Source organism: Psychrobacillus antarcticus (assembly GCF_029533155.1).
GTDB classification, from domain to species: Bacteria; Bacillota; Bacilli; order Bacillales_A; family Planococcaceae; genus Psychrobacillus; species Psychrobacillus antarcticus.
This window is the reverse complement of the sequence record NZ_JAIZDB010000006.1, coordinates 131,222-151,954: the sequence shown is the minus strand read 5'-3', so window position 1 is coordinate 151,954 and position 20,733 is coordinate 131,222. Positions and strand designations below refer to the sequence as shown.

General features: G+C 37.2%; 19 protein-coding genes. 14 read left to right on the top strand and 5 right to left on the bottom strand.

The features are described from left to right. Nucleotides 1-91: 91 nt before the first annotated feature. Nucleotides 92-1,447, top strand: a complete 1,356-nt coding sequence (gene brnQ / locus LDK52_RS04815; protein ID WP_277584814.1) for a branched-chain amino acid transport system II carrier protein — start codon at nucleotides 92-94, stop codon at nucleotides 1,445-1,447. 973 nt (nucleotides 1,448-2,420) lie between these two features. Here brnQ and LDK52_RS04810 read toward each other — a convergent pair. After that, the gene (locus LDK52_RS04810; RefSeq protein WP_277584813.1) at nucleotides 2,421-3,065 is read right to left on the bottom strand and encodes a GntR family transcriptional regulator; all 645 of its coding nucleotides are present in this window, start codon (nucleotides 3,063-3,065) and stop codon (nucleotides 2,421-2,423) included. 86 nt (nucleotides 3,066-3,151) lie between these two features. Continuing rightward, complete coding sequence (locus tag LDK52_RS04805) at nucleotides 3,152-3,778, bottom strand: YfbR-like 5'-deoxynucleotidase (protein WP_277584812.1); 627 nt, start codon at nucleotides 3,776-3,778, stop codon at nucleotides 3,152-3,154. An 85-nt stretch (nucleotides 3,779-3,863) separates the two neighbouring features. Between LDK52_RS04805 and LDK52_RS04800 the strand changes: the two genes are divergently transcribed. The 4 genes from LDK52_RS04800 to LDK52_RS04785 all read left to right on the top strand — a co-directional run bounded on the left by LDK52_RS04800 (nucleotide 3,864) and on the right by LDK52_RS04785 (nucleotide 7,306). Further along, nucleotides 3,864-4,322 carry a DinB family protein gene (locus LDK52_RS04800; protein WP_277584811.1) on the top strand — a complete coding sequence of 153 codons (459 nt, stop codon included), beginning with the start codon at nucleotides 3,864-3,866 and terminating at the stop codon, nucleotides 4,320-4,322. A gap of 39 nt (nucleotides 4,323-4,361) precedes the next feature. Beyond that, complete coding sequence (locus tag LDK52_RS04795; RefSeq protein ID WP_277584810.1) at nucleotides 4,362-4,847, top strand: TraR/DksA C4-type zinc finger protein; 486 nt, start codon at nucleotides 4,362-4,364, stop codon at nucleotides 4,845-4,847. A gap of 1,021 nt (nucleotides 4,848-5,868) precedes the next feature. Continuing rightward, nucleotides 5,869-6,258, top strand: a complete 390-nt coding sequence (locus LDK52_RS04790) for a thiol-disulfide oxidoreductase DCC family protein (protein WP_277584809.1) — start codon at nucleotides 5,869-5,871, stop codon at nucleotides 6,256-6,258. A gap of 58 nt (nucleotides 6,259-6,316) precedes the next feature. After that, complete coding sequence (locus tag LDK52_RS04785; protein WP_277584808.1) at nucleotides 6,317-7,306, top strand: NAD(P)/FAD-dependent oxidoreductase; 990 nt, start codon at nucleotides 6,317-6,319, stop codon at nucleotides 7,304-7,306. A gap of 128 nt (nucleotides 7,307-7,434) precedes the next feature. On the opposite strand, the gene LDK52_RS04780 is transcribed toward LDK52_RS04785, so the two are convergent. Beyond that, nucleotides 7,435-7,809, bottom strand: a complete 375-nt coding sequence (locus LDK52_RS04780; protein WP_277584807.1) for a nucleotide excision repair endonuclease — start codon at nucleotides 7,807-7,809, stop codon at nucleotides 7,435-7,437. Nucleotides 7,810-7,949: 140 nt separating this feature from the next. Between LDK52_RS04780 and LDK52_RS04775 the strand changes: the two genes are divergently transcribed. From LDK52_RS04775 to LDK52_RS04755, 5 genes are all read left to right on the top strand, one after another. Next, a complete protein-coding gene (locus LDK52_RS04775) occupies nucleotides 7,950-8,450 on the top strand; it encodes a DinB family protein (protein ID WP_277584806.1) in 501 nt (166 codons plus the stop codon). Nucleotides 8,451-8,483: 33 nt separating this feature from the next. Continuing rightward, complete coding sequence (locus tag LDK52_RS04770; protein WP_277584805.1) at nucleotides 8,484-9,419, top strand: dipeptidase; 936 nt, start codon at nucleotides 8,484-8,486, stop codon at nucleotides 9,417-9,419. 155 nt (nucleotides 9,420-9,574) lie between these two features. Then, nucleotides 9,575-10,048, top strand: coding sequence for a hypothetical protein (locus tag LDK52_RS04765; RefSeq protein ID WP_277584804.1), 474 nt, complete (start codon nucleotides 9,575-9,577; stop codon nucleotides 10,046-10,048). A gap of 13 nt (nucleotides 10,049-10,061) precedes the next feature. After that, on the top strand, nucleotides 10,062-10,439 hold the full coding sequence (locus LDK52_RS04760) for a YobA family protein (protein WP_277584803.1): 378 nt from the start codon (nucleotides 10,062-10,064) through the stop codon (nucleotides 10,437-10,439). Nucleotides 10,440-10,559: 120 nt separating this feature from the next. Further along, complete coding sequence (locus LDK52_RS04755) at nucleotides 10,560-11,732, top strand: MFS transporter (RefSeq protein WP_277584802.1); 1,173 nt, start codon at nucleotides 10,560-10,562, stop codon at nucleotides 11,730-11,732. Between the two features lie 934 nt (nucleotides 11,733-12,666). Here LDK52_RS04755 and ade read toward each other — a convergent pair. Further along, the gene (ade, locus tag LDK52_RS04750) at nucleotides 12,667-14,418 is read right to left on the bottom strand and encodes an adenine deaminase (protein ID WP_277584801.1); all 1,752 of its coding nucleotides are present in this window, start codon (nucleotides 14,416-14,418) and stop codon (nucleotides 12,667-12,669) included. Nucleotides 14,419-14,517: 99 nt separating this feature from the next. On the opposite strand from ade, the gene LDK52_RS04745 reads away from it, so the two are divergent. The 4 genes from LDK52_RS04745 (at nucleotide 14,518) to LDK52_RS04730 (ending at nucleotide 18,393) form a co-directional block, all read left to right on the top strand. Next, a complete protein-coding gene (locus tag LDK52_RS04745; RefSeq protein ID WP_277584800.1) occupies nucleotides 14,518-15,546 on the top strand; it encodes a beta-carotene 15,15'-monooxygenase in 1,029 nt (342 codons plus the stop codon). Nucleotides 15,547-15,616: 70 nt separating this feature from the next. Beyond that, on the top strand, nucleotides 15,617-16,222 hold the full coding sequence (locus tag LDK52_RS04740; protein ID WP_277584799.1) for an alpha/beta hydrolase: 606 nt from the start codon (nucleotides 15,617-15,619) through the stop codon (nucleotides 16,220-16,222). A 139-nt stretch (nucleotides 16,223-16,361) separates the two neighbouring features. Continuing rightward, complete coding sequence (locus tag LDK52_RS04735; RefSeq protein ID WP_277584798.1) at nucleotides 16,362-17,036, top strand: serine/threonine protein kinase; 675 nt, start codon at nucleotides 16,362-16,364, stop codon at nucleotides 17,034-17,036. Between the two features lie 508 nt (nucleotides 17,037-17,544). Further along, nucleotides 17,545-18,393, top strand: a complete 849-nt coding sequence (locus LDK52_RS04730) for a YitT family protein (protein WP_277584797.1) — start codon at nucleotides 17,545-17,547, stop codon at nucleotides 18,391-18,393. Nucleotides 18,394-18,574: 181 nt separating this feature from the next. Here LDK52_RS04730 and LDK52_RS04725 read toward each other — a convergent pair whose 3' ends face one another. Continuing rightward, entirely contained in the window at nucleotides 18,575-20,704 is a 2,130-nt protein-coding gene (locus LDK52_RS04725) for an MMPL family transporter (RefSeq protein WP_277584796.1), read from the bottom strand. Nucleotides 20,705-20,733: the final 29 nt, after the last annotated feature.

Here is a 20,733-nt window from a genome sequence, read left to right as displayed (position 1 = left end):
TGATTAGAAAAATTCTTTTGTATAGCATCATAACAAACACCAAGAAAATACAAGAAATGATTATTTCTTAAATCACAGGAGGAACAACAAAATGAAGACTAAATTATCATTCTCTAATCATTTAGTGATTGGAGTTATGCTATTTGCATTGTTTTTTGGTGCGGGGAATTTAATCTTTCCAGCAAGTTTAGGACAAAATGCAGGAACGCAAGTTTGGATAGCAGTCATTGGTTTTTTAATAACTGGAATTGGGTTGCCATTTTTAGGTACCCTAGCTATTGGATTCTCGGGAAGTAAAAATTTACAGGAGCTTTCTAGTAGAGTACATCCTGTCTTTGCTGTAATCTTTACCTCAGTGCTTTACTTAACAATAGGACCATTTTTTGCTTTACCAAGGACAGGTGCAGTTTCATTTGAAATTGGAGTTCTGCCATTTATGAATCAGGATTATGCACAAGTTGGGTTGTTAATATTTACGATTCTGTTCTTTGGGCTCACGTTATTGCTATCATTGAATCCATCTAAAATGGTGGATAATGTTGGGAAATATCTTTCTCCTGGAATTATTATAGGATTATTCTTCTTATTAATATTTGTCATTTTTAAGCCAATGGGAGGCTTTGAAGAACCACAAGGCAGCTATGTAACGAATGCCTTTATGACTGGGTTTACAGAAGGTTATAATACGATGGATGCATTAGCTTCCTTAGTATTTGGTATTATCGTAATTCAAGCAATTCGTTCTATGGGTGTGACATCGACTAAGGGAATTTTAGTTGCTACAGCGAAATCAGGCGGAATTGCTGTTTTATTCTTAGGTTTAATTTATGCTGGGATTGGCTACTTGGGTGCTACTAGTGTGAACCTATATGGAATATTTGACAATGGTGGTCCTGTATTAAGTGCTGCATCAGAACATTATTTCGGATCATTTGGAGCTATACTTTTATCTGTTATCATTTTCTTAGCTTGTCTAACAACAAGTATTGGTTTAACTACTGCATGTGGCGAATACTTCCACACGTTAATGCCAAAGATTAGTTATAAAGCATTTGTTGTTTTCTTTAGTGTATTTACTTGTTTCATTGCAAACTTTGGATTAGCTAATATTATTACGTATTCCATTCCGGTATTAATGTTGTTGTATCCACTAGCTATTGTATTGATCTTCTTAACTTTCTTATCACCACTGTTTAATCATGCAAGAGTTGTATACGTTAGTGTAATGTTCGTGACATTCTTAATAAGTATTGTGGATGGCTTTAAAGCTCTTTGCGGTTCATTGGAAATTGGATATTACGACTGGTTACAACCAATCGTTAGTTTTTACGAGAATGTATTACCTTTTTATAGTGTAGGTTTAGGATGGTTAGTACCGTTTATAATAGTAACGCTTGTAACAGGAATAATTGCGAGATTTGAAAAAACAGAAGTAAAATCAGTTTAATGAAAAAAGGTGGCCAGGAAGTTTGTGAACAACAACTCTCCTGGTCACTTTTTTAAAAGAAAGTATATATATAAATGTACAGTGTACACAGTGTTTATTGGTGAAAGAAAGAATAATACTACTGATTTGCGTTTCAGTGGACGCTTTCCGTGGGCACGGCTTCAAACTCCTCGGGCCAACAGGATGTTGGTCACGAAGGCGTTGCCACACGATGTGGCACTCTTAGCCTTTGTCCCTTTCAAACAGTTCCTGCGGGGCTTTCATCTCGTGCACCTGTCGCTTCGCTATCGGTGCAAAAAACATTTGCTGTTCCCACAGGAGTCGCCACTTTCACTCCAATCAATTAAATGAGTAGTACTAAACTAGGGGATATTGCATAGACTCTCGCTTAGATAAGAAGAGTAGTAGGAGTTAATGTGAGGATCAAACCGTCTGTTGAATGTAGGAATGAAATTGTGTAATGAAAGATGAATATAGTAGATTTTCTTTTTTACTAGTGGAAATAATGAAAAATAGTAAGTGTCTACCCAATAAAGAAGCGAAATAGCGAACGAAATTGCATCTTCAGGCCCGCACGATGCGGGTCAGGCAGTCGTTGCGAAATGTTTTTTTATTTTGCGACGAGCTTTGCGCAGGAGCACCAAGATGTCGCGTAGTTAGACTGTCATCATCTATCCTCTATTATTAGGATAGTATCTTTTCTCTAGTTACCCAAAAAATGAACTAACCCGTTTCTAAAAGTTGTAGAAGGGCGACGGACAGTTAATAGCCATAAGATTACCGAGAAAAAAAGATGCTGGTCGTGACTTCAGTCACGACCAGCATCTTTAAAAAATCAAATGGTAATTATATAGCAATAAATCTGTACAAAGCCCTTCGAAAACAGTAGAAATAGTTTTAGATCCTAGAGGACCGGGTGTTTTTTTGCCCGGTTTTTCTTACATCCTCTTAAACACTTATACTATTTCTATTTTTAAAACTCTTCTATTGTATAAATCCAGTTTGCTCGCATTACTTCTGCTAGTTCCTTGGTATTTTTTTCACGGAATGCGCGAATTAGATTATCATGTTGCTCAACAGAATATTCTCGTAAAACAATTTTTTCATAATAAAACAATCTACGTACATGTGCTTGAAGCATTTCTACCATGGAGTGTATGTATGGATTATTGGCCGTGTCTACAATGACTTGATGAAACTCTTCGTCTACTCTTAGAGCGGTGGTAAATTCTTTTTTTTGTAGGGCCTCGGCAAACTCCCTATTCTTTTCTTCTAATAGACTTAGAACCTCTTCATCCATAAAAGGACTCGCAAGCTCGGCTGCGAGCGCTTGCAAAACGGACAATGGCGGCAAGAGATTATTAATATCCTCTTTCTCTACGGGTGTAACTTGCGTAGCTCTCCCTGGTTGCATAGTTACGAAGCCCTGAGACTCCAAAAGTTGTAAGGATTCTCTAATAGGTGTTCTACTAACCCCCAGAGCCTTTGCGAGCTCTATATCATTTAACTTCTCATCCGGTTGTAAAGTACCGTCGATAATCCATTGCTGTAGCTGGTTAAAAGCGTGTAGCTTAGCGGTTGTACGAACAGGCTTAGTGTGATTAACTGGAATAGGCATGAAATGAATCCCTCCTTTCAATTATCTTAATAGTTCCACAATATTATACAACATATTATACAATATATCGCATAAAAATGGAGAATTTATTCTACAAGTAACTGAACGGTAATAGATTTCACATCAATAACGGATTGTTCCTGCATAATTTCCTGCAAAATTACCTCCCTAAAATAGTTTATACTGGTTTTTAATGGAATATGAAGAATTTTTCTTAAAGCGGTTTCATACATATTTACAAATTCTTTATCCGTGTTTCCACGCTGTAATTCAGCGAAAGCTTCATATACTTGATCCAATTTGTCCGCTAGCTCAAGCAAACGGCCTTCAATAGTATCGTCTTTTCCTTCTTTCATGCGGTCAAAAAATACAGGCTGAAATTCTTTTGGAATCTCATCTAATATGAACTTTTCCATCATTTTTTCTTCTACATGCGTTAGCATTTGTTTAAGTTCGGGTGACGCGTGCTTAACTGGTGTTTTAATGTCACCGATAAAAATTTCTGCAAAGTCATGGTTAATTGTTTTTTCGTAAAGTGATTTCCAATTAATCGTTGCACCATTATTCTCTTCTAGTGTCGCAAAAAACATAGCGTATTGAGAAACTTTCCATGAGTGTGCTGCAACATTATGCTCTTCAAATTTAAAGCGTCCAGGACATCTGATAATTCTCTCTAAATCGTTCATGCTCATAAAAAATTTATGTATACCCATTAACAACCACTCCCTTAATATATTAATCATACCGGAAAAACAAAAAATACCATACTAAAACACTCTGAATTAAAGGAGAAGTAAAATGATTCCCTCCATGATCAACCAATTAACTTACATCTCAGATACAACTATACATCTATTAGATTATATAGACGAAACGTTACTTTCTAAACGTCCAATTGAAAACAAAATGACTATTTGGGATATTTGTGTGCATCTTGCTCAAATTCCTCAAGCTGATCTACATATATATCGAGGATATAACGCAAATCAAATGCAAATATACTATGGGGAAAGTCAACCAGTTAATATACGAGATGCTAAAGAACAATTTTTGGAAGGTATCCAGAAGGTTATTTTGCACTTAGAGCAACTGACGGAAGAAACACTCTCAAAGGAATTTACAACTTATTGGGGGAGTGAGTATCGCGAGGGAGAGTGGTTTCTGCAAATTATGAATCACTTAGTCCATCATCGTGTGCAGTTATATTCCTATTTGCTAATATTAAAGAGAGATGTGCAAGTTGTTTTATTTCGCTGATTTTTGGGTAATCCTTAAGTAACCCAAGGAGGAATTTAAATGACAAAATATGATAAATTAAAAAATACATTAGAAATGCGTTTTAAAGAGCTGGAGAACCAGAAGCAAAATAAAGAAGAGTTTGAGACAACTGAGCTATCCAATTATGACAATCACCCTGCTGATAATGCGACTGATCTAACCGATCAACATACTCGACTGGCACTAAATAGACATTTTGATGAAGAAATGGTGGATATTGAAAAAGCATTAACTGCTATTAAGGAAGGAACATACGGGAAATGTATGGAATGTGGAGAAGAAATTCCATTAGCTCGTTTGGAAGCTGTTCCGACCACTTTAACATGTGTAGAACATGCTCATCAAGAGGTTGATAAAGATATTCGTCCAGTAGAAGAGTCGCTTTTAAATTCTAATACCGATCAGCCAGTAGAGGATGAAGACGAAAGACTTCGTGATTATTCCAACAGCTTTGAAATACTAGAAGAGGTTGGTTCTTCTGATACACCTTCAGATAAACAATGAATTAAAGGGATGTCAATAAGTTCAAATGAACTTATTGACATCTTTTTTTGAAAGATAAGAAAGTATATAAAAATACAGCATGAACACCAGTTTTACAGGGTTTTTAAGAATGATTGATACTATTGATTTGAGTTTCAGTGGACGCTTTCCGTGGGCACGGCTTCAATCTCCTCGTCACTACGAAAACATATGCTCCTGCGGTTACTCGTCGCAAAGACGTTGGTCAAATAAAGTTTGACCAACGTCTTTCCTGCGGGCTTTCAGCTCGTGCACCTGTCGCTTCGCTATCGGTGCAGAAAACATTTGCTGTTCCCACAGGAGTCGCCACTTTCACTCCAATCAATTAAATGAGTAGTACTAAACTAGGGGATATTGCCTAGACTCTCGCTTAGATAAGAAGAGTAGTAGGAGTTAATGTGGGGATAAAACCGTCTGTTGAATGTAGGAATGAAATTGTGAAAGGAAGGATGAAGATAGTAGATTTCCTTTTTTACTAGTGGAAATAAAGAAAAATAGTAAGTGTCACCCCAATAAAGAAGCGGAATAGCGAACGAAATTGCATCTTCAGGCCCGCACGATGCGGGTCAGGCAGTCGTTGCGAAATGTTTTTTTATTTTGCGACGAGCCTTGCGCAGGAGCACCACGATGTCGCGCTCTTAGACTGTCATCATCTAGCCTCAAGGAATAGGGAAGTAGCTTTTCTCTAGTTAACAAAAAATGCACTAACCCGTTTCTAAAAGTTGTAGAAGGGCGACGGACAGTTAATAGCCATAGATAGCCGAGAAAAAAGATGCTGGTCGTGACTTCAGTCACGACCAGCATCTTTAAAAAATCAAACGGTAATTATATAGCAATAAGTCTGTCCAAAGCCCTTCGAAAACAGTAGAAACAGGTTTAGATCCTAATGGACCGGGCATCTTTTTTTGTCTTGCATTAAACCTATATGAAACAACAATTAGAGAGCTAATTAAGCGCTTTTCAGAAGTGATTATAGTACACTAGAAAAAAGGAGTGAAATCCTATGCCGGCTATCATTTTGTTCGATGGAGAATGCAATTTTTGTGATGCAAGTGTGCACTTTATTATTAAACGAGATCCGAACGGCTATTTTCAATTTGCGGCCCAGCAAAGTGATATTGGGGAAAAGCTTAAACGTCAGTATGATATCCCTAATAATATGGATAGTATATTAGTTATTGACCAACATAACGTGTATAATGCTTCGGACGCTGCACTTCATATTAGCAAACATTTAAATAGGCCTTGGAGCTTTTTACATGTGCTAAAAGTAATTCCTAAACCTATACGTGATGTAGTATACAAAGTAATAGCAAAAAATCGTTATGCATGGTTTGGAAAAAAAGATAGCTGTATGATTCCATCTCCTGAGATAAGAAATAGATTTTTGTAACGATGTATCGTTGTATGATACATATCAAATAATATACACAATTAAGAGGTGAAGCAGTATGGATAGTGAATTATATGATGTAACGATTATTGGTGGAGGTCCAACAGGATTGTTCGCTTCGTTTTATGGTGGATTACGTGATCTAAAGGTGAAGATTATCGATAGCCTTCCACAACTAGGCGGACAATTGATGGAACTGTATCCTGATAAATATATTTATGATATTGGTGGACTACCGAAAATTTTAGCGAAAGATTTAGTCGCGAATTTAGAAGAACAGGCCGCATACAGTAATCCGACTATTTGTCTAGAGGAAACAGCAATAGCACTTGAAAAACTGCCAGATTACTTTGCCCTAACAACGGATAAAAGTGTGCATTATTCTAAAACGATTCTACTTACTTCTGGTATTGGCTCATTCCAACCACGTAAGTTAAATGTTCCAGGAGTTGCCCAGTATGTAGGCAAAAACCTTCATTATAACGTAAAGAATTTAGAGCATTTCAGAAATTCTGAAGTACTTGTATTAGGTGGAGGAGACTCTGCACTCGACTGGTCTTTAATGTTAGAGGATATTGCTTCGAAAGTGACCATCTGCCATCGTAGAGAATTTACTGCACATGAAATGACCGTTCAACAGCTTCAAAAGTCGACTGTACAAGTCAAAACACCATTTGCTATAAAAGAAGTCATTGGCGATGGCGAAAAGATTCAAGAAGTTGTGATTGTAGGCAAAGATAAAGTAGAAGAAAAAATTGCAGCAGACCATGTAATAGTGAACTATGGAAATGTTGCTTCTCTTGGGCCTTTAAAAGATTGGGGTCTGGAAATGGAGAAAAACTCAGTAATTGTCAATGAAAAAATGGAAACAAGCGTAGAAGGAATATATGCTGCAGGCGATGTATGTACGCATGATGGAAAGGTAAAACTGATTGCTGTAGGATTTGGCGAGGTTCCAATTGCTATTAGTCATATTAAAGCATTCATAGATCCAAAAGCGCGCGTACAACCAAAGCACAGCACGAGTATTTTTGAAGAAGTGAAATAAGAATAGCACAAGAGCCTATGTTTTGGAAGACTGACTGACCCGCATAGTGCGGTCCTGAAGCGACTCAGGCGCTGGAGCTAGACAGAAAAAATCCCATGTCCTCTTTTAGGAGAACATGGGATTTCAACTTATCTAAAAAATGCTTTGTCAATATTGTATTTCGCTTTTTGTGTGTTGATCGCATATGTTTCGTAAATTTCACGATCCATTGCCTCTTCTACGATACAAACACTGATTTTGTATACTTCATCACGATGTTTAATCATCGGTGATACATTGTCTTCAAAGTGTTTTTTAATACGTTGTCTAATTTTACGTGCTTTACCAACGAATAAAAGTTCATTATTCTTATTATAGAAAAAGAATATGCCACCTTTATCACGCGGTAGTTGATGAAAGTCGATGAATCCGTGAATTGCTGGGATTTCTAATTCGCCTTCTTTTAGTACTTGTTCACGCTGGGTGATGGTTACAGTTGGTTTTGGTAATTCAATTTTAATCATTCGCTCACGTCCTCTTATTGTCTATCCTTTAGTATATCAGAACAGAACTGCAATATCTATTCGAAAGGTATTTTGCTGTTGCAGGAATATTTAAAACTAGTGACGAAATTAATGGCATAATACTATTTGGAGGGAAGAATATGGTTAAAAACTTCGAAGATTTTTTAATTGATTGGCAGCATGAGAGTGATTTAACTCTAAAATGTTTAGAAGCTTTGACAGATGAGTCACTACAACAAAGAGTGTCCGAAGACGGTCGTACCCTTGGTATGATTGCGTGGCATATCGTTATAAGTATAGATGAAATGATAGGAAGAACTGGATTGCAGTTTTCTGCAACTCCACATGAAGCTGCCCAGCCATTAACGATTAAAGAAATGGTGGAGGCATATAGAGAGTCTAGTGATTCTATTGTTAAGGCTATGAAAGGGCAATGGACGAACGAAAGTCTTTTAGAAGAAAAAGATATGTACGGGGAACTATGGACAGTTGCGACAGTATTGCAAACCTTGATCTATCATCAAATCCATCACCGTGGGCAGATGACGATACTTATGCGCCAAGCTGGATTACCGGTTCCAGGAATGTACGGACCATCGAAGGACGAATGGCTGGCATTTGGTGAAGAAGCGCCAGAATGATGAGCTAACTGTTCAAAACTTTAGGAGGATAAAATGAAAGTTTATGATTTGCACTGTGATGTACTTTACAAATTAGCGAAAGCGGAGGATTCGATCTCATTTGCTGACTCATCTAAACTACAGGCGAGTAAGAAAGCATTAGAGGCTGGAGAGGTAGCACTTCAAGTGTTTGCTGTATTTGTTTCGGAAGGCTTTCCAAAGGAACAATTATTCTTGGAGGCAATTCGTCAAATTGAGTTTTTCCATACAGAAATAGTAGCGAAGAATGATAATATAATCCCTATATATGAGTGGGGACAACTTGAAACATTACAAGCCGGTCAAATTGGAGCGGTCTTATCCATCGAAGGACTAGATATGATAGGCGGGGACATAAATAAGCTGAAGCTGCTTTTATCTCATGGGGTGAAATTGGTAGGTCTTACTTGGAATGGGGCAAACAAAGTTGCAGATGGGTCTTTCGAAGAATCTGGTAGCGGGTTAACCCCATTTGGAGAAGAAGTCGTGTCCTTGTTAAACGAGCAAAATATAATTGTTGATGTCTCGCATTTAAGTGAGCAATCTTTTTGGGATGTTCTACCTCAAGCAAAATGGCTGATGGCTAGTCATTCTAATACTAGAGCACTATGTGACTCTTCAAGAAACTTAACTGACAAACAAATAAATGCGCTTATCGCTAAAAATAGCCCTATCCATGTTGTCTATTATCCACCGTTTATAGATGGTACAAAACAGTCAGTAGAAATACAGGACTTGGTGAAACATATAGAACATATCGTTTCTCTTGGTGGTAAGCATCTTATAGGTTTAGGGTCTGACTTCGATGGGATTAGTGAATTTGTTTTAGGTTTGGAGGATGCATCCAAAACACAAAATATAGTAAAGAAATTATTAGAAAGCTATACAACAGAGGAAGTCACAGGGTTCACATCACAGAATTTCGAACGATTCGTGACACGCATTCAGTAAGGAGGCTTAAATTTGGGGAGCTTACCAGGTTGGTTTTTTGCAGTAGTTATCGCAGTAGTTGTTTGTTTCGTTATTTTAGCGGAATGGTGGACCCGAAGAGGGTAAAGAGTATGCTATAATAGGTAAATGAAAAAACGTACAGAAAGAGGAATTAGATGCTAACATTTGAAGAAAAAGAAGCAATTATACAAGAATTTACGGAGCTTACTCGTAAAGAGGTATCGATGAAACGAGTAAATTATCATTACGAAAAGAGCTTATATGAAAAAACAACTGTAGTTTACCATCTTCATCCAAATGGAAATGGCTTTGTTTATGTAGGAGATCTTCCCCAATACGAGACAGCAGACGAAAAAGGACTGTTAAATATTCGTGAAGCTTCAGCAAATGAACTTCGAGCGATTATTAAAGATTCAATTGCCTATCTTGCAACGGAGGAAGAAGAGTTTCAAGATAAAGAAATTGAAGAAGTTTGGAAAAACAAAGAAGATTCCCAGCTAACATTATTACAAGAAGATACTTTGTGGAATATCTATCATGGGTATAACTTAGAAGAAAGCTTTGGATCATATAGTGAAGCAAAAACTTATCTGCTAGCAGAAGGCTTCCGCCTAGACAGCAACAGATAAGGGGGTCCCTACTATGAGAGGGAAGTATACGGTAGGAATAGTGCTTGCTATTCTATTAATAGCGATTGGTGCGAGCTTTTATTTTATTATGCAGTTTTTTGAAGATAATCCAAATCAACCGCAACAACCAACAAGTTATACTGAGGGAATGATTATCGATATTCAAGATACCTCTATCTTAGTAATTGGTGGGTTATCGCTTGATGATGCAAAAAATATGTCAGTAGAAGATGCACTAGAAGTTGGTAAAGATGCGACATGGTTTTCTTTGGCCATGGATCAGCGTAGTCGATTAAAGTTATATGATGAAGTGAAGGTTGGATATATTACTCTTGAAGAATCATATCCCGCTAAAGGTACTGCTAGGACTATTGAAAAGCTTAATGAGTAAACAAAACGAGGCTATCTTCCACCAGTTTTCATAGGTGAAAGGTAGCTTTGTTGTTTTTTGAGGATAAATCATGTTAATCTATTGCTTATGTATAAGTACGATGGAAGAAAGAGGTATGAGATGACGAAGGATCAACGAAAGAAATTATCTATATTAATGATTAATATGTTTATTGCTATTGCGAGTTTTGGAATTGTTATTCCTATATTACCAGCTTATTTAAAATCTATCGATCAAGGTGGAATAGCAGCAGGTCTAATGATTTCTATATTTGCTGGAGCACAGCTTGTCATGTCTCCGATTTCTGGTAAATGGGCTGATAAGTACGGAAGAAGAATTATGATTATAGCGGGTCTAAGCGGACTTGCATTATCCATGTTTGTATTTTATTTCTCGAATTCCATCGGCGTTTTGTATGTTTCACGTGCGATTGGTGGAGTTGGAGCTGCGTTATTGGTGCCTGCTATTTTCGCATATGTGGCTGATATTACTTCTATAGAACAACGTGCTAAAGGAAATAGTTTAATATCTGCTGCAATGTCCTTAGGTATAGTAGTAGGACCAGGGATTGGTGGGTTTTTGGCGGAATTTGGTTTGAAAATGCCACTCCTAATTTCTGCTTTAGTTGGAGTTGTAGCAGTAATCTTTTCTACCCTAGTATTGAAAGAAAGCAAACCATCAGATGCATCAGCATCAGAGAACAAATCAGAATCGATGGCAAAAGAGATTGCTCAATCATTTAAAAAACCATACTTCATCCCACTTGTTATAACCTTAGTGATGAGCTTTGGATTACTTGCTTATGAATCGGTGTTAGGTTTGTTTGTAGATGATCAGTTTGGTGCTTCTCCGCAGGATATTGCATGGATGATCACCGCAACTGGAATCGTAAGTGTAATTATTCAAGTGTTCGTGGTGGATAAAGTCGTTCGGAGATTCGGGGAAGCAAATGTTTTGAGAATCTTTTTAGGTGTTGCCGCATTTGGCTTCCTTCTTTCGATTTTAATATCAAGCTATGCCTTTTTCTTTGTCATAACGATGATCATTTTCCTGTCGACTTCTATTTTACGTCCAGTGCTGACAACATTAATCTCTAAGTTAGCTGGAAAAGAGCAAGGATTCGCAATGGGTATGAACAATGCTTATATGAGTATAGGGAATGTATTGGGACCATTGCTTGCAGGTACTTTATATGATGTGAATATTATTTATCCGTTCGTATTAGGCCTAGTTGTATTAGTAATTACAACTATTGGTTCTATCATCTGGAAGGGTACGAAGCAAATAACTTAAGAGAAGCTGCTCCTAGATGGAGCAGCTTCTTTTGAAAGATAAGTATATAAAAATGTACCGTGTACACTGTGTTTATGGTGAAAAGAATGAATAATACTACTGATTTCCGTTTCAGGTGGGATACAAAGGCTAAGAGCGCCACCTCTCAAAAGGAAGGCAATCTAAGTTCGCCGCGTCCTGCGGCAACGATTGCATAACCCACTTCCTGTGGGCCTCCGTGGGGTGAGCGATGAGCTATCACTGTCGCAAGCGCGTCGTTGTGATAGCTCATCTGTCTCACTCATCCCGCCGGAGTCGCCACCTTTCACTCCAATCAACTAAGTGAGTAGTACTCAACTATAAGATAGAGCATAGCCAATTGCTTAGATGATATGAGTAGTCAAAGTTAATATAGGGATAAAACCATCTGCTAAATTAGAAATACTATTCTGTAATGAAGGATGAAAAGGTAGATTTTCTTTCATCTAGTGGAAATAAGAAAAATAGTAAGTGTTCACTAATAAAGAAGCGAAATTGCGAACGAAATTGCATCATCGGACCCGCACGATGCGGGTCAGGCAGTCGCTGCGAAATGTTTTTTTATTTTGCGACGAGCTTTGCGCAGGAGCACCACGATGTCGCGCACTTAGACTGTACTCATCTAGCCTTTTTTCGAATAGGAAAGTATCTTTTCTCTAGTTATCCAAAAATGCACTTACCTGTTTCTAAGAGTTATGGAAGGGTGGCGGGCAGACAAACGCCATAAGATTACCGAAAAAAGTGATGCTAGTAGGTTGTGACGGAAGTCACAACCTACTAGCATCACTAAAAATTCACTCGGTAATCATATAGCAAAACGTCTGTCCAAAGCCCTTTGAAAACGATAGAAACAGGTTTTGAACTAAAAGGATCGGCCGACTTTATGCATGGTTTTTCTTATGTTTAATCGGAAACCTTAATCTATTTGAATCGGGATATGTTTGAACTCGACGACATCGAATAATCCACTATCTGTCAGCTTTAGTTCTGGAATTACCGGAAGACTGATAAAAGATAAAGTTAAGAACAAGTGGAAATCCAAATCTGGATGAAGTATATGAAGTGCTTCATGCAGTTTCTTTAATTCCAGTGCAGTTTCTTTAGCAGGACGATTTGTCATTAAACCTGCAATAGGTAAAGCAAGGGAGGCGAGTACCTGTCCATCTTGGACGATCGCGAAACCTCCTTTAATTCGTTCTAATTCCTGGCTAGCTTTTAACATATCCTCATCGTTCGTTCCTAAGATAATGAGGTTATGTGAGTCATGTGCGATAGTAGTTGCAATAGCACCTTGCTTTAAACCGAAACCATGGACAATTCCAAGTCCCATTGTTCCCAGTAAGTGATGGCGTTCAATAACTGCAAGCTTAAGCAAATCATGCTCAACACTTGTTGTGAATAGGCCGTTTACTACTGGGACTTTCATTACTTTTTTCTTCGTAGTAATTTGGTTTGGTACAATCTCCATAACATTAGCTGTGCCGTCATTGGTAAAAGGAATGGCAAAAGAGTCTGGAAATAAATTAGGCAGTTTCATAGTATTAGTTAGGTGAATAGATGGTTCCTGTTTATTGTATTCTTTTATAAGCATTTCTTGATGTTGTGCTACCTTAATTCCATTTTTCCAAACGGCAATAGCTTTTAAATCTTCTAAGCTTTCAACTAGTAAGAAATCGGCTATAAAACCAGGTGCAAGTGCGCCTTTATTAGTTAATTGGTAACATTCAGCTGCGTTAAGTGTCGCTAACTGAATGGCTTGGAGAGGCTCCATTCCTTCTTTTATAGCTAGGCGGATAGCGTGATTAATACTACCTTCCTCGAGAAGCTCATCTAAATGCTTGTCATCTGTACAAAATAAGAATCGGCGAGCGTTATGGGGATTAACGGCAGGTAGTAAATCGAGTACATTTTTTGCTGCAGAGCCTTCTCTCATTAAGACGTACATTCCTTGAAAAACTCTGTCCAATGCCTCTTCAGCTGTGACGCACTCATGATCTGTTTGAATACCTGCTGCGCGGTATCCTCTGATTTGCTCCGAGTTAAGCCCAGAGCCATGACCATCAATTATTACTCTCGCGTCCATGGCCATTTTTAGTTTGTCCATCATATTAGACTCCGCAGATAGCACAGCAGGGAAGTCCATTACTTCTGCAAGCCCTAGAACTGCATCATTTTCAAGGAAGGGCTGCAAGTCACTTGCGTGAAGAATGGCACCTGCATGCTCCATGGGTGTAGCAGGAACACTGGATGGAAGCATCACATGAATATCCATTTCGCAATTTGTTGCATCATCCAGCATAAATTGAATTCCATCCGATCCAGCTACATTTGCTATCTCATGTGGGTCCGTAATAACGGTTGTAATACCGTGTGGGAGTAATATACGACTAAATTCGGCAGGAGTTACCATGGATGACTCTATATGAATATGTCCGTCAATTAATCCGGGAATGACATACTTTCCTTCTGCATCTTCTTCGTGCAATGCTTCATAATTTCCTGTAGCATCTATTGCAACAATCATGCCATCTGAAACCACTATGTCAGCCTTTATCCATCTTAGTGAATATACATCTGCAACAGTAGCATTTCGAAGGATAAAATCTGCGGATTGTTTTTGTTGAGAAACAAGAATCCGTTTCTCCAGTTGCTCTTTTTCTATAGACATTTAATTGTGCTCCTTTTTTGGATAGTTTTGCATAATATACTGGTATATATTAAAAGCGGGTAGTTATAATTAGGGAAGATACATAAAGGAGGAAATTTTATGGTATATCGTAAAACCAAGTATGCAAATATAGCAATTGCATTACTTTTCCTAGTTCTTTCCACCAACTTTATAATCTATCAATCATCTGTACAGGACTATTTATCGCTGCAACTAAATACTGGTGCTGTAGTAGGGTCGCTAATTGATTTCGCTATTATCGCCCCACTTTTAATGTATGCAGCCTTTAAATTATCTATCAAGCAAACAATTGGAATAACTGTGGCAAGTCTAATTATAGCAAGAATACTTATACCTAACGAATTGTTCGCTCCGTTTACTGGAATACTTTACGCTGGTATTGTAATAGAGATACTTTTAATAGTTGCAGAAATTGCCTTAATCTTTTTAGTCATTTGGAAAATACCCAAAATTCGATTTAACATGAAGGAAATGAATGAGGGAGCACTATATAGCTTACTTCCTTCGGTTGAAAAAGTAGTGACTAAAAATATATTAATTCGGATAGTGATGTCCGAATTTCTAATGATTTATTATGCATTTTTTACATGGAAGAAGAAAGCTCCTAATCATGAAGGTGTTGTAACTATGCATAAAAAAACTAGTGCAATAGCCTTCCATATGATGATAATTCATTCAATTCTAATTGAGACAATTGGAATCCATTGGTGGTTACACGATAAATCACTTGTACTATCAATCGTTCTGTTAATATTTAATATCTATTCGTTGTTCTTCTTTATGGCAGAAATTCAAATTATGAAATTACATCCTTTGGAAATTAAAAATGGAAAACTATATATTTCACGAGGTCTTACCTCCCGAATTGTCATGCCTCTGCAAGGGATTAAGGAGATAAAATGGGATATAAAAGCTTCGAATAAGAATACGATATTATTTGCTTATAAAGATTTTGAATCTGTTGAACCCCAAGCGGTTATTTACCTCAGTAGACCAGTTGAGGCGACAATGTTCATGGGCGCGAAAAAAAGCATAACAGAATTTGCTATTCGGGTTGATGAGCCAGAGAAGTTAAAGTTAATTCTTTTAAATGAGGGAGAGCGCTAATCAGTTGACCTTAAAAAAAGCATACGTTATAATTATCTCAAATTCAAGATAATTGAGAGGAAGTTATAACATGAACCATGTTTTTTATAAGGGCGAGGATTCTTCCAAACCAACGTTATTACTGTTACACGGAACAGGTGGAAATGAGCATGATTTAGTAGGTCTTGGTAAAGAAATAGATGCAGCAGCAAATATTTTAAGTGTGCGAGGAAATGTTTTAGAAAATGGAATGCCGCGATTTTTTAAACGTTTAGCAGAAGGGGTCTTTGATCTAGGAGATTTACAGCTTAGAACAGAAGAATTGAAAAATTTCATCGATGAGGCTGCGGTAAAATATGAATTTGACCGAGATAATGTAATAGCGGTTGGTTACTCGAATGGTGCCAATATCGCAGGAAATCTTTTATTTGAATATGAAAATGTATTAAAAGGTGCAATTTTACATCACCCAATGGTTCCTAGACGTGGAGTGGAATTACCAGGTATGTCGAAAACTCCTGTGTTCATCGGAGCGGGTAAGAATGATCAAATGTGTCCTGCTGCAGAATCAGTGGAGCTACAGGACTTATTGCAAGGAGCGGGAGCAGAGGTAGAGCTATACTGGCATTCTTATGGTCACCAATTAACACAAGATGAAGTGCAAGCTGCTAAACGATGGTATCAATCGAAATTTTAATAAAGCCAAGCAGAAATTATTGTTCTGCTTGGCTTTATAATTTAAAAATGAGTAAAAAGAATAATAATCTAAATTTTGTTAATGACTATATAGAATTCTTATTATAAGTCATTAAAACGTTAAAGAGGGGAGAGCTTATATGGTAAGAGACTGGGACAAAGCTATTGATTCTCTTTCCAAAATTAAAGTATTTTCAAATCCAAATAACGAGCCTGTAACTATAAGTGGTGATGCTGATGATTTGAAATGTATAGGTGTCGGGACAGATGCAGGCGTATTTCAATCTCTTTCCGTTCCAGCTTATGCATTTAAATTATATGCCAAGGACAAAGTAAACAAAGTAAAAGTTGAAGCAAATGTTTACCGTATTTTAGGTGATTCACCTTTCTTTTCAATATGTTTTGCTTCATACGACGAATACCTCGTTTTAAGTTACGAGGAAGGAAAAACTCTTTTTGACTGCATTCTGCAAGGTATTCACATTCCGGAACAGGTTGTAAATGATGTAGAGGATGCAAGAGAATATGTTCGCAGTAAGGGTCTTAACCCACGTGATATCCATTTGAAAAATATTTTACTACAAAACGGAAGAGCAAAAATAATTGATATCTCTGAATACATACTACCAGGTAATGATTTTCGGTGGGAGCATCTAAAAAAGGGATATGAGCAATACTATCATTTAATAGATGGGAATTCTGTTCCTTTTTGGTTAGTAGAAACGATTCGAAAGTGGTATAACCAGCGGGATAAGAAATCCTCTACATATGAGGTTTTTACAAAAACTATTTTGAAAATTTTATATAAAAAATAGGCGGGCTAGCTCCATTCAGAACATTTGTGCAAGAATTCAGCTGCTTGAACTCAATTGGGAGTAGATTGTGAACATCAAATAAAACTATATCTTAAAATGATTAGGAACTCTTATTACGACTAAATCCTAGGGTGAAATCATGTAACCTTGATTTGTCAAACTCGAATGGTTTAAGAAAGAAGAGTTGATTTTTGATTCGTTTCTAAGATTAGTCTTTGTGCAATGAAAATTATAGGAAGAAACAACAAAAAAGTCCACATGGCATCAATAAATAGCCTAGTGGACTTTTACTATTCTCACTAGTTCAAATTCGTCTATCATAACTCTTTCGGAGTTAGTTGTCGGGTTTATTTTTGTTGTATAGATATTTGTTAGTTATTATATTTTACATTTCATATGTAGGAGGAAACTGCATAACAGGTCGTTTATAAAACATATATATATAAAGGATTTGCAAAAATGCCAATCTATGATGTTCAACAGAAAGTGATAAAAGGAGATAGCAAAATTGGAAGTAAAAAATGGACAGACTATCAGTAAGTTTGAAAGAATGAGTCGTGTTTTGTTTATTATTATGGGAGCACTTATTACAGCTATCGGTTTAGAAGCGGTACTGATTCCAAACAATATAATTGATGGTGGAATTACTGGTATATCTATCTTGTTCTCTCATTTAACAGGATTCTCATTAAGTCTATTCCTATTTATTTTAAATATTCCATTCGTATTTATAGGATATAGGGAACTGGGAAAGTCATTCGCATTTAGTTCAATAATTGGTATAACTGCATTGTCAATTGCGACTTCCTTAATGCATCACATTCCAACTATTATTTCTGGAGATACGATGTTAGTTGCAGTATTAGGCGGTATTATGATTGGTTTAGGGGTTGGTATTGTTTTACGAAAAGGTGGTGCTTTAGACGGTACTGAAATTTTAGCTATCCTAATTGCAAAGAAATTCCCATTATCAGTGGGGGAAGTTATCTTGAGTATTAATGTCTTAATATTCTCATTCGCCATGCTAGTTTATGGATTAAGGGGTGCTTTATGTTCGGCTATAGCTTACTTTATAGCTATGAAGGTAATAGACCTGGTGCAAGCAGGCTTTGACGAATCTAAAAATATTATGATTATTAGTAACAATTCACGAAAAATTGGTGACGCAATTCAAACACGTTTAGGACGGGGTGTGACATATGTAGTTGGTGAAAGAGGACTTTCCAATGAACGTGTTGAGGTAGTGTTCTGTGTTATTAATAGATTGGAAGAACCTGAACTTAGAACACTCATTAAGGCAATCGACTTGAATGCTTTCGTAGCAATTAATGGTGTAGTAGAGATGCGGCAATATTAATTCTACTCTACTGAAGAAGAGCTAGAGAATCTTGATTTACCCTGATACCAGTTTGAAGGCATTAGCGTTCCGAACTAAGCAACCATAAAAAAACACCTCCAGCTTCGAAGGTGTTTAATTCATTAAGTTAGCGCAGAATATAACAGCATTAAAAACTAAGGAATAAAACTCAATAGAATTATTAATGTAGCTTCTTCGCTTTATAAGGTCCTTTTCTAAAAGGAAGCCACCAGTTCCATTTGCCGAATAGCTTCATCAAACTAGGGACTAGCAATAATCTAATAATAGATGCATCAATCGCTACTGCAATTGCTATACCAACACCTATTTGCTTGACGGGCATTACGTCTGTAAATGCAAAGGCTCCCGTAATAACAATCATGATTAATGCTGCAGAAGTAATAACCTTACTCGTCGAAGTCAACCCATCAACCGTTGCCAATGTATTATTTTGGTGTTTTAAATATTCCTCTTGTATACGGGAGATTAAAAACACCTCATAGTCCATACTTAATCCAAATACGAGACTAAACACAATAACAGGGATAATTAATGCAATTGTTGTTTCTTCAATTCCGAAGTGTCCGTATTGAAATATATAAACGAGAATTCCGAAAGTGGAAGCTAGACCAATGATATTCATCATAATTGCTTTTAATGGTATTAAAATAGAACGGAATGCAAACATGAGAATGATAAAGGTGGAACCTAAAATAATGGCTAGTAACCATCCTACTTTGTCGAATATCTCATCGAAGATTTCTTGGTTGAATTTAGGTTGACCTCCTAGCTTAAAGTCGACACCTAAATCTTTTTCAGACCATTCTCTTACCCAATTTTGTGCCTCATCGGAAGAACCGTTTAAATTTAAGGTCACTGGTACTAGTAGTTTATTATTTTGAATAAATGTATCTATTAAAGGTGTTAGTTGAGCAACCACTTCTGGTACCATTAGGCTTTGTTCCCATTGTTCTACGGTTGGGATCTCACTTGCTGTGAAAATAGTATCAACTGACAGGACATCATTATCTGCGAGTAACTTATCTTCTATGTTCTTTATGTCGTCTAAGCCAGCGGTATTATCCCACCCATCTGACCGCTCTGCAATCATATATACAGTTGATTGCTTTCCTAGGCTAAATGCTTGATCCATCAGTTCATACGCTTGTCTAGAATCATAAGATTCTGGTAGGGAATCTACTTGAGGAATAGTCAATTCCATATTCTTCACTGGAATAATTCCTATTCCTAATACTATAAGTGCCACAAGTATCAATGTCACGGGACGTTTCATGACAAAAGACGCGAAGTTTCGCCATCTAGTAGTAGCACCAGGTTTTACACGAATAATAGTCCATTTGTTTATGCGATTCTTTAAAAGCATGAGTAGAGCGGGTAGCAATGTAATAGAGGCTAATACAGCAATTGTCACGACGAGCATTCCGCCAAGTGCAATGTTTTGGAATATCTCTACTTGCATGACTAACATTGCCCCTAAACCTATAAATACACATATTGCGGAGAATATGATGGAGCGCCCAGCCGTTTGAATAGTAGTTTGTATAGACTCTGCTATTGAATGTTTTGCTATTTCCTCTTTATAGCGATTGATGAATAACAGAGCAAAATCAATACTCAATGCTAATCCAAGCATCGGGATAATGTTCATAACAAAAATCGACAAGTCCATCGACCCACTAAATAGAGTCATCACTCCGAAAGCGGACACGACTGTTACTATTCCAATTGCAAGTGGAATAAAGGCTGCAACGACACTACCGAAAGCGAGCAATAATATGACAATAGCTATCGGTAAGCCAATTGCCTCTGCGCTTGCTAAGTCTTTTTGACTAGCACTATTAATGTCTTTGTTAATAGCCGCACCACCGGTTAACGTAACGCCTTGCTCTCCATCAATCGCTTCTCTGATGTCATCAACCACGATTGACATATCAGTATCGGAGTCGAAGTGAAGCATGGCGTAGGCTACATCATCCTTAAATAAGGAGTTATCCTCTAAAGGGGATGAAATGGATTCTGCTAGGTCCAGTTGTTCTATCTCCTGTAACGTTTCTTCAATAGTACTATTGGATGTTTGATCAAAGACGACAAATAGAGACTCTGCTGGGAAATCAAATGTTTTCGTTAATTCATCCATCACTTCTGCGTGTTCGCCATCTGTACTAAATCCATCGCCCTCTAATAGACCGGGCAAACGAATAGCTAATACAGCTAACACTGCAAATAACAGTAACCAAATACCCAAAATCACTTTATAGTGACGTGTCACTATTTTAGACAAACCTGTCATGAAATTCCTCCTCAAATAAAACCTAGTTT

Excerpts from the sequence above, each read along its gene's own strand:
- LDK52_RS04800 (WP_277584811.1), top strand. The coding sequence starts at position 3,864 with ATGATTCCCTCCATGATCAACCAATTAACTTACATCTCAGATACAACT.
- LDK52_RS04775 (WP_277584806.1), top strand. The coding sequence starts at position 7,950 with ATGGTTAAAAACTTCGAAGATTTTTTAATTGATTGGCAGCATGAGAGT.
- LDK52_RS04770 (WP_277584805.1), top strand. The coding sequence starts at position 8,484 with ATGAAAGTTTATGATTTGCACTGTGATGTACTTTACAAATTAGCGAAA.
- ade (WP_277584801.1), bottom strand. The coding sequence starts at position 14,418 with ATGTCTATAGAAAAAGAGCAACTGGAGAAACGGATTCTTGTTTCTCAA.
- LDK52_RS04760 (WP_277584803.1), top strand. The coding sequence starts at position 10,062 with ATGAGAGGGAAGTATACGGTAGGAATAGTGCTTGCTATTCTATTAATA.
- LDK52_RS04785 (WP_277584808.1), top strand. The coding sequence starts at position 6,317 with ATGGATAGTGAATTATATGATGTAACGATTATTGGTGGAGGTCCAACA.
- LDK52_RS04725 (WP_277584796.1), bottom strand. The coding sequence starts at position 20,704 with ATGACAGGTTTGTCTAAAATAGTGACACGTCACTATAAAGTGATTTTG.
- brnQ (WP_277584814.1), top strand. The coding sequence starts at position 92 with ATGAAGACTAAATTATCATTCTCTAATCATTTAGTGATTGGAGTTATG.
- LDK52_RS04790 (WP_277584809.1), top strand. The coding sequence starts at position 5,869 with ATGCCGGCTATCATTTTGTTCGATGGAGAATGCAATTTTTGTGATGCA.
- LDK52_RS04740 (WP_277584799.1), top strand. The coding sequence starts at position 15,617 with ATGAACCATGTTTTTTATAAGGGCGAGGATTCTTCCAAACCAACGTTA.
- LDK52_RS04765 (WP_277584804.1), top strand. The coding sequence starts at position 9,575 with ATGCTAACATTTGAAGAAAAAGAAGCAATTATACAAGAATTTACGGAG.
- LDK52_RS04735 (WP_277584798.1), top strand. The coding sequence starts at position 16,362 with ATGGTAAGAGACTGGGACAAAGCTATTGATTCTCTTTCCAAAATTAAA.
- LDK52_RS04795 (WP_277584810.1), top strand. The coding sequence starts at position 4,362 with ATGACAAAATATGATAAATTAAAAAATACATTAGAAATGCGTTTTAAA.
- LDK52_RS04755 (WP_277584802.1), top strand. The coding sequence starts at position 10,560 with ATGACGAAGGATCAACGAAAGAAATTATCTATATTAATGATTAATATG.
- LDK52_RS04780 (WP_277584807.1), bottom strand. The coding sequence starts at position 7,809 with ATGATTAAAATTGAATTACCAAAACCAACTGTAACCATCACCCAGCGT.
- LDK52_RS04810 (WP_277584813.1), bottom strand. The coding sequence starts at position 3,065 with ATGCCTATTCCAGTTAATCACACTAAGCCTGTTCGTACAACCGCTAAG.
- LDK52_RS04745 (WP_277584800.1), top strand. The coding sequence starts at position 14,518 with ATGGTATATCGTAAAACCAAGTATGCAAATATAGCAATTGCATTACTT.
- LDK52_RS04805 (WP_277584812.1), bottom strand. The coding sequence starts at position 3,778 with ATGGGTATACATAAATTTTTTATGAGCATGAACGATTTAGAGAGAATT.